The 12,579-nt window shown below is 38.2% G+C and carries 15 protein-coding genes; 6 read left to right on the top strand and 9 right to left on the bottom strand.

What is annotated here, in order from left to right:
- The first annotated feature begins 113 nt into the window (after nucleotides 1–113).
- A complete protein-coding gene (gene crtE / locus BMF77_RS11545) occupies nucleotides 114–1,052 on the top strand; it encodes a geranylgeranyl diphosphate synthase CrtE (protein WP_148762916.1) in 939 nt (312 codons plus the stop codon).
- A gap of 93 nt (nucleotides 1,053–1,145) precedes the next feature.
- Nucleotides 1,146–1,601: a divergent PAP2 family protein gene (locus BMF77_RS11540; RefSeq protein WP_015079166.1), complete on the top strand. Its 456-nt coding sequence runs from the start codon at nucleotides 1,146–1,148 to the stop codon at nucleotides 1,599–1,601.
- Nucleotides 1,602–1,706: 105 nt separating this feature from the next.
- On the opposite strand, the gene BMF77_RS11535 is transcribed toward BMF77_RS11540, so the two are convergent.
- The 6 genes from BMF77_RS11535 to BMF77_RS11505 all read right to left on the bottom strand — a co-directional run bounded on the left by BMF77_RS11535 (nucleotide 1,707) and on the right by BMF77_RS11505 (nucleotide 4,982).
- The gene (locus BMF77_RS11535; RefSeq protein ID WP_148762914.1) at nucleotides 1,707–2,360 is read right to left on the bottom strand and encodes a hypothetical protein; all 654 of its coding nucleotides are present in this window, start codon (nucleotides 2,358–2,360) and stop codon (nucleotides 1,707–1,709) included.
- The gene (locus tag BMF77_RS27305; RefSeq protein WP_210422337.1) at nucleotides 2,348–2,476 is read right to left on the bottom strand and encodes an alpha/beta hydrolase; all 129 of its coding nucleotides are present in this window, start codon (nucleotides 2,474–2,476) and stop codon (nucleotides 2,348–2,350) included. The genes BMF77_RS11535 and BMF77_RS27305 overlap by 13 nt, the downstream gene beginning before the upstream one ends.
- A 10-nt stretch (nucleotides 2,477–2,486) precedes the next feature.
- The gene (locus BMF77_RS27880; protein WP_246863127.1) at nucleotides 2,487–2,816 is read right to left on the bottom strand and encodes a hypothetical protein; all 330 of its coding nucleotides are present in this window, start codon (nucleotides 2,814–2,816) and stop codon (nucleotides 2,487–2,489) included.
- A gap of 103 nt (nucleotides 2,817–2,919) precedes the next feature.
- Complete coding sequence (locus BMF77_RS11515; RefSeq protein ID WP_148762912.1) at nucleotides 2,920–3,249, bottom strand: MgPME-cyclase complex family protein; 330 nt, start codon at nucleotides 3,247–3,249, stop codon at nucleotides 2,920–2,922.
- A gap of 153 nt (nucleotides 3,250–3,402) precedes the next feature.
- Nucleotides 3,403–4,122 carry an ester cyclase gene (locus BMF77_RS11510; protein WP_148762910.1) on the bottom strand — a complete coding sequence of 240 codons (720 nt, stop codon included), beginning with the start codon at nucleotides 4,120–4,122 and terminating at the stop codon, nucleotides 3,403–3,405.
- A gap of 134 nt (nucleotides 4,123–4,256) precedes the next feature.
- Nucleotides 4,257–4,982: a pyridoxine 5'-phosphate synthase gene (locus tag BMF77_RS11505; RefSeq protein ID WP_148762907.1), complete on the bottom strand. Its 726-nt coding sequence runs from the start codon at nucleotides 4,980–4,982 to the stop codon at nucleotides 4,257–4,259.
- A 228-nt stretch (nucleotides 4,983–5,210) separates the two neighbouring features.
- Here BMF77_RS11505 and BMF77_RS11500 point away from each other — a divergent pair, with 228 nt between their 5' ends.
- Nucleotides 5,211–5,849 (top strand): Uma2 family endonuclease, encoded by a 639-nt coding sequence (locus BMF77_RS11500; RefSeq protein ID WP_148762905.1) that lies wholly within the window; start codon nucleotides 5,211–5,213, stop codon nucleotides 5,847–5,849.
- A gap of 46 nt (nucleotides 5,850–5,895) precedes the next feature.
- On the opposite strand, the gene BMF77_RS11495 is transcribed toward BMF77_RS11500, so the two are convergent.
- On the bottom strand, nucleotides 5,896–7,524 hold the full coding sequence (locus tag BMF77_RS11495) for a caspase family protein (RefSeq protein ID WP_148762903.1): 1,629 nt from the start codon (nucleotides 7,522–7,524) through the stop codon (nucleotides 5,896–5,898).
- Between the two features lie 35 nt (nucleotides 7,525–7,559).
- Nucleotides 7,560–7,934 (bottom strand): hypothetical protein, encoded by a 375-nt coding sequence (locus BMF77_RS11490; protein ID WP_148762901.1) that lies wholly within the window; start codon nucleotides 7,932–7,934, stop codon nucleotides 7,560–7,562.
- Nucleotides 7,935–8,121: 187 nt separating this feature from the next.
- Between BMF77_RS11490 and BMF77_RS11485 the strand changes: the two genes are divergently transcribed.
- A complete protein-coding gene (locus BMF77_RS11485) occupies nucleotides 8,122–8,925 on the top strand; it encodes a Uma2 family endonuclease (RefSeq protein ID WP_246863126.1) in 804 nt (267 codons plus the stop codon).
- A gap of 110 nt (nucleotides 8,926–9,035) precedes the next feature.
- Here the strand turns inward: BMF77_RS11485 and BMF77_RS11480 are convergent, their stop codons facing one another.
- Nucleotides 9,036–9,818 (bottom strand): ABC transporter permease, encoded by a 783-nt coding sequence (locus tag BMF77_RS11480; protein ID WP_148762899.1) that lies wholly within the window; start codon nucleotides 9,816–9,818, stop codon nucleotides 9,036–9,038.
- Between the two features lie 126 nt (nucleotides 9,819–9,944).
- Between BMF77_RS11480 and BMF77_RS11475 the strand changes: the two genes are divergently transcribed.
- Both BMF77_RS11475 and BMF77_RS11470 read left to right on the top strand, forming a co-directional pair.
- Nucleotides 9,945–10,547, top strand: a complete 603-nt coding sequence (locus BMF77_RS11475) for a DedA family protein (protein WP_148762897.1) — start codon at nucleotides 9,945–9,947, stop codon at nucleotides 10,545–10,547.
- 104 nt (nucleotides 10,548–10,651) lie between these two features.
- The gene (locus tag BMF77_RS11470) at nucleotides 10,652–12,370 is read left to right on the top strand and encodes an ABC transporter ATP-binding protein (RefSeq protein WP_148762895.1); all 1,719 of its coding nucleotides are present in this window, start codon (nucleotides 10,652–10,654) and stop codon (nucleotides 12,368–12,370) included.
- The last annotated feature ends 209 nt before the right edge of the window (nucleotides 12,371–12,579 follow it).

Raw genomic sequence — 12,579 nt, 5'->3', positions numbered from 1 at the left:
ATATTCATGATTACTCACCAAAACCGTGAGTGTTTCCGCCCCAAAGCCCCGTAAAATTGGTACACAGATCACAAACAGCCCAATATTTTGAACAGTCAAGAGGAATACAAAGCATGGTAGCAACGGATAAAAGATTGGAAACCCCAAAAAAATCAGAGTCGGCTAGTTTTAACCTCGCTACCTATCTCAAACAACGACAACAGCTTTGCGAACAAGCTTTGGATAATTCCATTACCGTCGTTTATCCAGAAAAGATTTATGAAGCTATGCGCTATTCTCTCTTAGCTGGAGGTAAACGAGTTCGTCCTATTCTCTGTCTTGCGACTGCTGACATGATTGGTGGCACAATAGAAATGGCTATGGCTACAGCTTGTGCCGTAGAAATGATTCATACCATGTCCTTGATTCATGATGATTTACCCGCCATGGATAATGATGATTATCGTCGCGGTAAACTCACAAATCATAAAGTTTATGGTGAAGATGTGGCTATTTTGGCAGGAGATGGTTTATTGGCTTTAGCTTTTGAACACGTAGCCGCCCAAACTCCTACAAATGTACCTAGGGATAGAGTTTTACAAGTCATCATTCGCCTGGGTAAAGCCTTGGGTGCGGCTGGCTTAGTCGGTGGTCAAGTGGTAGATTTGGAATCGGAAGGTAAGTCAGATATTTCCTTAGAAACCCTGAATTTTATTCATAATCATAAAACCGCAGCTTTGTTAGAAGCTTGTGTAGTTTGTGGGGGAATTATTGCTGGTGCATCTGCCGAAGATGTGCAAAAATTAACTCGTTATTCTCAAAATATCGGTCTGGCTTTCCAAATCATTGATGATATTCTGGATATCACTGCTACCCAAGAGCAGTTAGGTAAAACCGCTGGTAAGGATCTCACAGCCAAGAAAGTCACCTATCCTAGTCTGTGGGGAATTGAAGAATCTCGCGCTAAAGCTCAACATTTAGTTGCTGAAGCTTGTGCTGAATTAGCATCCTATGGTGAAAAAGCCATTCCTTTGCAAGCGCTCGCTCACTTTATCATCAACCGCAATAACTAAGCCCAATTGTGGATTTTAACTAAATTTTGGCTTCTACTGCCGTTTTTCCTCCATACAATCACTGCTTACACTTACTAACTTCACCAAAATACCATGCAGGACATAGGCGAAATTGTTAACAACCGGGTGCTGCTGGTTGCGCTTGTAGCTTGTTTTGTAGCTCAAGGATTAAAGCTTATCGTTGAGTTAGTCAAACATCGTAAATTAAACGTGCGTGTTTTAGTAACTACTGGAGGTATGCCCAGCGCCCATTCAGCCCTAGTAACAGCCCTAGCAGACGGCGTTGGCCAAACTTTAGGTTGGGCATCTCCAGAATTTGCTCTAGCTACAGTTTTTGCTATCATCGTTATGTATGATGCCGCTGGAGTGCGTCAAGCTGCTGGTAAGCAAGCAAAAATCCTCAATCAAATGATTGATGAATTATTCCATGAAAAACCGGACTTTTTTCAAGACCGTCTCAAGGAATTATTAGGACATACACCAGTTCAAGTTATCGCTGGTTCAGTTTTAGGTGTAGCTATTTCTTGGTTAGCGCGGGCTGTTTATTAGTTATTAGTTATTGGTCATTGGTCATTGGTCATTGGTCATTGGTCATTGGTCATTAGTCATTGGTCATTAGTCATTAGTCATTAGTTAACAAACAACGGATAACCATCAACGGACGGTTGAGCGCAGTAACACTACTTTGCGACCATCTGCTAATATGGCTACAAATCCGCTTTCGCTGAGTTTTTGCAATGTGTTATATGCTTCCTTTTGATTGGTAGTATAAACTGCCAACAGGTAAGGGCGTTGTCCATAGGAGACAAAACCCACATTACCTTCTACGGATTTTTGCAAGCTACTAACCATTTCTGGACGGTTAAAATAATCAACCAGAATTGCATAACCTTCCCCTAATATTTTGGGGTTATAGCTAATTTTTGAAGTTGGTAATTTTGGTGCTTGTTGAGGTGCTTGTTGAGGTGCTTGTTGTGTAGCGCGAGTGGTGATAATGGCAGATAAACCAACTATATTCTGAATATACCTTGCCCAGCGATTGGCATAATCAATATTTTTAAACCCACCAATTCGCGTTACTGTTTGATTATTATATTTGCAAGTAACTGTTTTTAATTCAGTCGGTAATGCACTACGCAACTGCTTTTGATTTTCAGTTGTGGGACTTACTACTAATAATAAATATTCTCCTGCATTTGGTGGTTGACAATTAGTAAGATTTTGTTGAGCAATAACAGGATTAATATTGCTAATTAAGGGAGTAACTGCTAGTAATAAGGCACTTGGTAAGATTGTTAATATTTGCATAAATTGGTAATTGGTAATTGGTAATTGGTCATTGGTAATTGGTCATTGGTAATTGGTAATTGGTAATTGGTCATTGGTAATTGGTAATTGGTAATTGGTAATTGGTAATTGGTCATTGGTCATTGGTCATTGGTCATTGGTCATTGGTAATTGGTAATTGGTAATTGGTAATTGGTAATTGGTAATTGGTAATTGGTAATTGGTAATTGGTAATTGGTAATTGGTAATTGGTAATTGGTAATTGGTAATTGGTAATTGGTAATTGGTAATTGGTAATTGGTAATTGGTAATTGGTAATTGGTAATTGGTAATTGGTAATTGGTAATTGGTAATTGGTAATTGGTAATTGGTAATTGGGGAAGAGGTGAAATTCTTATACAGCAGATTTCGCTCTAATGAGGTACAAACTTGAATTATGAAACTCTTGTAGTGCGGGCATACTATGGCTAACGCCACGCTGCGCTATCGACAAGCTCAGTACAAGTCTTGCCCGCTGGATATGTACCTCATTACACCGGAAAGTGCTGTATATTCCCCGTTACCCGTTCTCTGTTCCCTATTAAGAAACCCTAGTAAGGGATGCTAATGGATTTGGTATAGTGTCGCTAGGGGCGGAGAATTCTCCAGTAATCACATACTCTAACCGCAGTTTTAGCCAAGTTATAAATTGCGAATTGGTGGAAATAATGGCTGCCGCAGGTTGGGGACATTTCTTTTTAATACCTGCCATTTTTGGTGTTTCTAAAAAAGCGGGTTGCTTAACTAACCAAAAATCAATTTCTTTTTCTTGTTCATGATAGTTACGAGTCCGTTCTTTGAGAACTTCGTCTATTGGTTCTTGTTCCATAAGAAAGTGTTGACTGGCCAAAACGTAATAGTATGTTTGCATTTTCTTTGCTTGCTGACTAATCTATAATTTTAGGTTACTGCGGTAATATCCCCGACTTCTAGTATTAATTCATCATTTATTGACATTATGAAAACAGAAGTCGGGGATCTGCTATAATTTTAGGGCGCAGTGTTGAATCTGTACCCTGAGCGATTAACTTTTCTTCAATCCCTGAAACCAAGAACCAAAAGGACAACCACTGCCCTTATTTTCACTATTTTCTAGTTTGCCACCTGCTGTCAGGCTTTCTAAAAATAGGGCATTATCAAAATAGTGTTCTAAGGAAACAATTTTTAAATCTTCGGTAACTTGAGCAACACTCATACCGATAATTTCAACTGTTTTCCCTGTGGGTGCATAATCTTTATACTTACCCTGAAAATGTCCCCAGTGTCGCCATTTAAATGTAACATTGGGAGGACCAGAATAAACTGCCAATACTTCCCAGGGAAATCCTTGAGGAAAGGTACTATGAAAGATATCATGGGATGATTCAAAACTTTCCTCTGAAGCTTTGTAATGTTCAGAATCAGCCATAAATAAATTATAAGTACCTGATTTACCTAATTCGGCAGCGGTGTATTCTTGACCACCATTGCTTGTTACCCGGAATTTGTCATTGACGATAGATAACCACTGTGCGGGGTTAGTTTTCCATGACACTTCCATTTCAAAGGTTCTCACCAGATTTTCAACTATAGCTTCTAGTGTACCTTCGAGATGATGGTGGATACTCTCTTTTGCTAGGTTTTTCTCAGAACGGCTATAGTCAGGGGGTTTTTGATTGCGCCATTGAGCATCAGTGCTGGCTGCAATTACCTTGTCTCTATCTTGTACCCATAGGGGCAAGTTGTTAGACTGTTGAGAATTCATAGTAGGTTGAAGTTTCCAAATGTGACTCTAATTTTCTGGAATTACGCAGCTATAACCCCTCTGGAAGAAATTCAAAATTGAGAATTAAAAATTAAAAAAGAAGAAACCCTTTTTAATTTTTAATTTATTAATTTTTAATTGGAACGAAGTGACATTGCTTCTTTCATTTCTCGAACTGCTCTTTCGATACCTACTAAAGCTGCCCGACTAATGATAGTATGACCGATGTTGAGTTCTTCCATGCCTGGAAGGGCGGCAATGGGGTAAACGTTCCAGTATGTGAGTCCATGACCAGCATTCACCCGTAAACCTGCTTTAATGGCTTGTTCACAGCCTTGGGCTAATAAAGCTAGTTCTTTTTGGCGAGTTGTTTCGTCTTTGGCTTCCGCATATTGTCCTGTATGCAGTTCAATAAATTTGGCTTTTACCTTGACAGATGCCTCAATTTGTGGTGGTTCGGCATCAATAAACAAACTGACGGGAATGCCAGCATTTTGCAACTTATCAACTATCTCTCCTATTCTAGCAATTTGTCCGACAATATTTAAACCACCTTCTGTGGTTACTTCTTCCCGCTTTTCCGGTACTAAGGTAACATAATCGGGTTTGATATCTAGGGCTATGGCTAACATTTCTGCTGTTGCTGCCATTTCTAGGTTTAAGTGGGTTCTCACCGTTTCCCGCAATAGTCGCACGTCTCTATCTTGAATATGTCTTCTATCTTCGCGCAAATGGGCTGTAATGCCATCTGCACCCGCTAGTTCTGCGAGAATTGCCGCTGCTATCGGATCTGGTTCTACTGTGCGCCGTGCTTGGCGAATGGTAGCGATATGGTCAATATTTACACCGAGTGTAGGCACGCCTGGTTTCTCCTGTTTAACGGTTCTTAGATGTTGATTTTAGCGGAAATATCAATTATGCGGTGAACGGTCATACAGCACTTCCCGGTGTTATGAGATACATATCTAGCGGGCAAGATGCCCGCACTACAAGAGTTTCATGATTCAACTTTGGACCTCATAAGAGCGGAAACCGCTGTATTATAAACAAAGATAATTCTTAAAAAATTGGATAATCTCTGAGGCGATATGCTTTTAGAACTGCAACAAATTATTGTCAACCCTGGTCAACAAATGTTACTCAAGGATATTAGTTGGCCGCAGTTAGAAAATATTTTGGAGGAAATGGGAGAAAACCGTGCTGCACGTATTTCTTATAGTGATGGTTGGTTAGAAATTATGGTTCCTTTACCTGAACATGAAAAAGATAAAGAGATATTTGGTGAATTAGTCAGAATTTTATTAGATAAATTAGAAATTGATTTTGAGCCTTTTGGTTCGACGACACTTAAAAATGAGCGAATGCGGCAAGCTGTAGAACCGGATACCAGTTTTTATATTCAAAATCAAGCTGCTGTAATTGGCAAAAATCGCATTGATTTAAATATAGAGCCACCACCAGATTTGGCTATTGAAATTGATATTACTTCTCGGACTCGATTTGACAATTATGAGATTTTGGGAGTTCCTGAATTTTGGCGATATCAACAACAAGGTTTGGAGATTTTCTTGTTACAAGAAGGGAAATATATAAAATCTTCATCTAGTCCTAATTTTCCTAATATTCCTATTATTGAATTAGTTAATGAGTATGTACGGCAGTGTTTAACTATTGGGAGAAGTCAGGCTATGCGGAGTTTTAGGAGTTGGGTTAGGGATAATTTGTAAATCCAGTGATTTTATCACCATTCTCTAGTTATATTGGATCTGAAAATTATTCTCCGAGAAAGATAGACATAGAATTTTCTGATGGATCTCCAATGGGTTGTTTAGTAAACTTCTTTGATGGAAAAGATTTTGTTAAAAACTTATATAAAATATTAGCTGCATTTTCCTCATTTGGTTCATAGCGAATTTCATAGGTTGGTGGATTTTCTTGTGGATAATTTTTGTCTTTGAAAAATGAATTGTCTTTTTCCCTAGTGGTTATTTGGCCTTTAAATTTATATGCGTTAAGTTTTTGTTTAATCATATCAGCATTTGTAGATAAAGATGTGATATTTTTTTTGTAATATATGAAAATTTTATACTTATCTAGTATACTAAAATCAAAATTATTGCTATTATTTACTGTTGATGGGATATTTGGTGCTGATATCTTCAAATTCTCTTTCTCTATCTGATAATAAATACTTGTTACTATAATGAAAATAGTTAAAACTGTGATCTTCAACGACAAAGGTGTATTCGTTACTTTAACGGTTTCACTTTGTGGAAGGTTTTGACTTTCATCAATGGCTAAATTTTTATCAAGCGAGAGACTAGCTTTTTGTTGAGAATTAATACTAGCATTAATTTTTTCTATATCTTCATCTCTTAGTCCCAAAATTTCTTGATAACGTCGCAATTCATGGCGAATATTATCACTTAAAGTCTTTTCATTTTCTAGCGCGTTAGTTAATGCCTGTTGATATTCTTTTAGTTTTTGTTGATACTCTCGATAAGGGTTTAAAACATCAGATTCAATTACAGTCGTTTCTTCAGTCCGCAATCCCAAATTCTGACCTAGAGTGTCTAAGATTTTGCGACCAATCACGGAAATTTCGCCTCTACTGGCATAAGTTTCAAATTCTTTACGATATCTCAGTTTGGGGTCGCCAATTGGTGTTTTAGCCAACAGAATTTTAAATCCTTCCTTAACTGCATATATTTCTGGTAGCATCGCGGGAGATGCTTCTTTAACTTTCTTTTTGGCGTATTCATGCAATTCATCAACTGAAATAACACCATCATTATCTAAATCCGCTGCACCTGTTTCAATACCTTCGACGATGTAGCGAGTATAAGTAGAAAGATTTTCTCCTGGTTGCTGAAAAGAATACTGTGTTGAAGTGGAAGAGGTAAGAACTGCACGTCCCTCTCCACCGAGTTGAGTCTGGATATCAATAGTACCATCTTCTTTTGCTGACCAGCCTTCGGCAAATGCGCCACTAAAACAACAGTCGAGAATTATGACTTGGCGCTTACAACGGCTATTGCCCATGATGTCATGGATGAAACTGGCAGGAACAGATGTTGATTTAATCAGTTGTCCTTGAGGATTTTTACGGGTGAGGCGAGTAGCGAGGTAAAGTTTGCCGCTTTCATCTTTAATGCCATGACCGGAGAAGTATACTATTGCTAAATCATCTTTATGGCGATCGCTAAATAATCCCTCAATTGCTTCTTGCATTGTTTGCGGATCGGGATTCTCTAGTTTTTGGATATCTGATTCAGCAAAGCCACCCATTTCAGGATTTTGCAAAACTTTAGCGATCGCTTGTACATCCTTGACTGAGGCTGGTAATGAGTTCAGTCCAGGTTCATACTCGCTAACTCCAATTAGCAGGGCTACTTTCACCATTTTGCTATCCTTTCTTTATACTGTGCGATTTTTTCTTAGTTTGCTGCTACAAATTTTTGTGCTAATTCCAGTGCTGCTGTTAGTTCTTTCTGACCATTGGCTTTAACTTTCAGCTTTTTACCGTTGGCTTCAACTTCCAATTCAATAGTTTTGTTACCCAAGCCGCCCAACCATGCCAATAATTTATAACAATTACTAATAGTGACCTCAGCCTGTAAAGCCCCGACCAAAAAACCACCAACAGATTTAGCTCCTTCTGGTATTTCTGTCACTTCTACAAATCCAGCACTTTCCACATCTAAGTCATTAATGTCTCGCAGCAGATTCCGTGTTTCCCGTTCCTGCTCCTCTGCATCTAAATCTGGATTGGCAAGAGTAATTGTGAATTTAACATTAGATTCTGAACTCATTTTGCACCTGTGAAGTCTTTTAAGGAGTTGACTAACTATATAATATACGCTTGTCTGTAATTTTACTGGATAAAATCGGAAATTTTGATAACTTTTAAGCAATTACCGCTATAGTCAAAGACTTTGAGAAAGCTCTGGGCAGATTATTATAGAAGTTTAGGCTTGATGAAAAAGGCGATAATCACTCATGACTACCGAAAAGAATCTAGCCATTGTGGACAGGGAAACCCATGACTCATCCACCTATTATGTGTTTGACGATGGTGAAACCCATGACCCACCAACAGACTTAATATTTGATGATGGTGAACCCTTGGAATCATATAGACATCGGACTGGAATGAATGTCCTTATCCGATCATTGCAGCAGCTTTGGTGCGATCGCAATGATTATTTTACTGGGGGCAATATGTTTATTTATTACAGCAGCACCCAGGTTCGTAATCGTGATTTTCGCGGTCCCGATTTCTTTGCTGTTCTCAATATTGATGGTACTAACACTCGACAAGGTTGGGTGGTTTGGGACGAGAATGGTCGCTATCCTGATGTAATTGTGGAATTAATGTCACCTTCTACGGCAGCAATAGATAAAGGCATTAAAAAAGACCTTTATGAACAGACTTTTCGTACCTCGGATTATTTTGTCTATGATCCATTTAATCCTCGTTCTTTACAAGGATGGCATTTAGATGATAATCAAAAGTACCAGCCGTTAATTCCTAATGAACATGGTTGGCTATGGAGTAGACGTTTAGGTTTATGGTTGGGAACTTGGGAAGGAACGGTAGAAAGGGAAACTACAATTTGGGCGCGGTTTTATGATGTTGCTGGTAATCTAGTTTTATTACCAGAGGAAGCAGCTAAATCTCAAGCAGAGGCAGCTAAATCTCAAGCAGAGGCAGCTAAATCACGAGAGGAGGAAGCTCAAGCAAAAGCAGCTAGGTTAGCTGCCAGATTACGAGAATTGGGTGAAGATCCAGATATCTTGTAATCGTCAGGTTTCCCAAATCCCCGACTTCTGCTGTCATCATCTCTAGAAATTGCGATTTGTCGTTAGAAGTCGGGGATCTTAATTTTTGCCTGCTCACTCCTGCTGTATAATCAACTGGAAGCACTGGTATAAAAACGGAGAGCAAACCGCCAAAACTGAGTAGAAATAAAGAATAAGACAATTGCTAAAAATCCCGCACCTAGCCACCAGGTAAACTGAATTTGACCTAACAGAGACTGGGCTGGAACTGTTGTTAAAAAAGTTACTGGAACTATAAAGGTAAAGAAGAAGCGATAAGCCGCCGGATAGGCTGTAATTGGATATCTTCCAGCATCTAGAAACCCTCTTAATACTTCTGTGACGTTGTATATTTTAACAAACCAAATACTTGTTGCGCTGAGGATAAACCACAGGCTGTAAAGAATGACTAAACCGCAAGCCAAGGGAAAAATAGTCAGTAAGTATTTGTCAATTCCTAAGTTAAGTTTTCTACCAGCGTAGCCAATGATGAGCAAACCTAAGATTAAATCTGGTATTCCCCAGAGGGAAAGGGTATGAATAGATAACCAAAACTGACTACGAATAGGTTTTAATAATACAAAGTCTAAAGTCCCTTCTTGAACATGACGCACAATCCGATTTAAGTTGGGAGCGAGGAAGGTAGACGAAAAGCCTTGTAATAGGGTGAAAATTCCTAAGACTACTAAAGCTGCGTCCCATGACCAGCCCGTAAAAGTGTAGCCTGTGCGGTAAAATAGGAACAAACCAAAGATACTACCTACTAAATTACCTAGGCTACTGAAAGCAGAAATGATAAAATTAATACGATATTCCATTTCTGCCGCAATGGCAGCACTCCAAAATAATCTCAACACTTTTAAATATCTTGCCATTTTTCGCCTTTACCCCAATATCTCTTGAATATAAAATAATTTTATCTAAACTTAATCTTATTTGGTATTTTTATAATTTATGAACGTTAAAATGTTGAATGCAACTTCTTAAGCAAATCGGATTTTATGCACTTTAATTTACCGGAATTAATTAAATCGCTGGGTTATTTTGGAGTATGGGGAATTATCTTTGCTGAATCTGGTTTATTGATTGGGTTTTTTCTCCCTGGTGATAGTTTACTATTTACGGCTGGATTTGTTGCTTCTCAAAACTTGCTAAATATTTGGGTACTGATTTTTGGTGCGTTTTTCTGTGCTGTATTAGGTGATAATGTCGGGTATTTTACAGGGCATAAATTTGGCAGAAAATTATTTGAGAAGGATGATTCTTGGTTATTTCGTAAAAAACATATTGTGAAAACTCAAGATTTTTATGAAAAGCATGGGAAAAAAACAATTGTCTTAGCTAGATTTATGCCAATTGTGAGGACTTTTGCGCCGATTGTAGCAGGTATTGGGGCTATGCACTATCGGTCTTTTATGTCTTATAACTTAATCGGTGGTTTTGTTTGGACATTTGGAATTACTTTGTTAGGATTTTTCCTGGGAAAAACTTTGCCAGCGGAACAGTTAGATAAGTATCTTTTACCAATAATTGGCTTAATTGTTGTTGTTTCTTTATTACCATCTGTTATTCATGTAATTAAAGAAAATAGAGCTAATAAATGATCAAATGCTTTGTTTTGATGACAGTTTACCCATCCCTATTCCCAAATATGACCAAAAGCTGGTAGCGTCAAACAAAGGAAAATATTTTTTGTGGATGTGACAACTTGAAAACACGTTCTAATTATTGGCAACTTTTACCCTATATCCGCACCCAATGGCAACCTATTGCTAAGGGTTTTGTCGGGATTTTGGGATATGTACTGGCAACTTTAACCCTGATTAATGTCGCGGGTAAGTTGGCTGTTCCCTTCGGGAATGGTAATGTATTAGCGATCGCTCAATTAGCCGGAATCAGTGCTGCTATATTTCTTGTGCGCGGCTTTTTTCAGTCTGTACAAGATTTATACATGGCTAAGGCAGCGTTAAGAATCGCTTTTTATCTCCGGCAACAGGTTTATACTCATTTACAAAAACTCAATCTCAGCTATTTTGAAACTGCTAAAGCTGGAGATTTATCTTATCGTCTCACGGAAGATGTTGACAGGGTGGGAGAAGTTATTAATAAACTTTTTCATGATTTTACTCCCTGTGTTTTGCAATTAATTGCTATTCCCATTTACATGATTTATTTAAATTGGCAACTTACCTTAGCGACGGTAATTGTTGCTCCAATTATGGGAATTTTAATTGGTTGGTTTGGGGAACGTTTACGGAAATATTCTCTCAAAAGTCAAAGTCGTATTTCTGATTTATCCGCTATTTTAACGGAAGTTTTTAGCGGGATTCGCTTAATTCAAGCTTTTGCTGCGGAAAAATATGAAATTGATAGGTTTAGTTATGAAGCAGAACGCAGTTTTAAAGCTAAATATTCATTAGAAAGATTAAAAGCGATTCAAATTCCCATTGTCGGATTTTTAGAAGCTGTGAGTGCGTTATCTTTGTTAATGGTAGGAACTTGGCAAATATCTCAACGCAATTTAACTGTCGGTGAATTTTTTAGTTATTTAACAGCAGCAGCTTTGTTAATCGATCCTATTGGTCATACTACTAATAACTATAATGAATTTAAACAAGGTGAGGCATCAGTTGATCGGGTTTTTGAGTTATTAGCAATTCAACCAACGGTATTAGAAAAAACCAATGCTATTACCCTACCTGCTGTTAATGGTAAAGTTGAATATTGCCATATTACTTTTGCCTATAAATCAGGAGAACCTGTATTAAATAATATTAGTTTATTAGTCATGCCAGGTCAAGCTATTGCTCTGGTTGGTGCTTCTGGGGCTGGTAAAACTACTTTTGTGAATCTATTACCTCGATTTTATGATCCTGAATTTGGGGAAATTTTCATAGATGGTGTCAATATTCGAGATGTGACTTTAAATAGTTTAAGAAAACAGATTGGCATTGTTCCTCAAGAAACAATTATGTTTTCGGGAACTATTGCCCAAAATATCGCTTTTGGACAAAATATTTTTGATATTAACGCAGTGGAATCAGCGGCAAAAATCGCCAATGCTGATCAATTTATTCAGCAATTACCGGAAGGTTATCATACTTGGGTAGGAGAGCGAGGTGTGAATTTATCCGGGGGACAAAGACAGCGAATTGCGATCGCTCGTGCAGTCCTGCTCAACCCGCAAATCTTGATCCTTGATGAAGCCACATCAGCGTTAGATTCGGAATCAGAAGCTTTGGTACAAGAGGCTTTGGAGAGATTAATGGAAAACCGCACGGTGTTAATTATTGCCCATAGATTATCAACGGTGCGGAAGTGCGATCGCATTTTGGTGTTGGAAAAAGGGCAAATTGTGGAGTCGGGAAATCATGAGGAATTATTAGCTTTAGAAGGGAGATATGCCCGGTATTATGCTCAACAATAAGATCCATAAGATCCCCGACTTCTTAGAGAAGTCGGGGATCTGAAATTCTCGCAAGGGATACGAGACGCTACTGCAAACGCTATAATCCAATAATATGCTCATAGTTTAATCCCCAGCGTTCTTTCTCAGATATATCAGTTTTCGTCGCTTTATCATAAGTTAAAATTATCCTAAACTAAGAATACTTTTGATATTTATAACTTATAGTA

The sequence above is a fragment of the Dolichospermum sp. UHCC 0315A genome (assembly GCF_008121535.1).
Taxonomy (GTDB): domain Bacteria; phylum Cyanobacteriota; class Cyanobacteriia; order Cyanobacteriales; family Nostocaceae; genus Dolichospermum; species Dolichospermum lemmermannii.
Note: the sequence above shows the minus strand (reverse complement) of the source record. Positions and strands in the feature narration are given on the sequence as shown.

Bases quoted from the DNA above. Each gene is read 5' to 3' on its own strand.
- crtE (WP_148762916.1), top strand. From the start codon at position 114: ATGGTAGCAACGGATAAAAGATTGGAAACCCCAAAAAAATCAGAGTCG.
- BMF77_RS11540 (WP_015079166.1), top strand. From the start codon at position 1,146: ATGCAGGACATAGGCGAAATTGTTAACAACCGGGTGCTGCTGGTTGCG.
- BMF77_RS11535 (WP_148762914.1), bottom strand. From the start codon at position 2,360: ATGCAAATATTAACAATCTTACCAAGTGCCTTATTACTAGCAGTTACT.
- BMF77_RS27305 (WP_210422337.1), bottom strand. From the start codon at position 2,476: ATGACCAATTACCAATTACCAATTACCAATTACCAATTACCAATGACC.
- BMF77_RS11515 (WP_148762912.1), bottom strand. From the start codon at position 3,249: ATGCAAACATACTATTACGTTTTGGCCAGTCAACACTTTCTTATGGAA.
- BMF77_RS11510 (WP_148762910.1), bottom strand. From the start codon at position 4,122: ATGAATTCTCAACAGTCTAACAACTTGCCCCTATGGGTACAAGATAGA.
- BMF77_RS11500 (WP_148762905.1), top strand. From the start codon at position 5,211: ATGCTTTTAGAACTGCAACAAATTATTGTCAACCCTGGTCAACAAATG.
- BMF77_RS11495 (WP_148762903.1), bottom strand. From the start codon at position 7,524: ATGGTGAAAGTAGCCCTGCTAATTGGAGTTAGCGAGTATGAACCTGGA.
- BMF77_RS11490 (WP_148762901.1), bottom strand. From the start codon at position 7,934: ATGAGTTCAGAATCTAATGTTAAATTCACAATTACTCTTGCCAATCCA.
- BMF77_RS11485 (WP_246863126.1), top strand. From the start codon at position 8,122: ATGACTACCGAAAAGAATCTAGCCATTGTGGACAGGGAAACCCATGAC.
- BMF77_RS11480 (WP_148762899.1), bottom strand. From the start codon at position 9,818: ATGGCAAGATATTTAAAAGTGTTGAGATTATTTTGGAGTGCTGCCATT.
- BMF77_RS11475 (WP_148762897.1), top strand. From the start codon at position 9,945: ATGCACTTTAATTTACCGGAATTAATTAAATCGCTGGGTTATTTTGGA.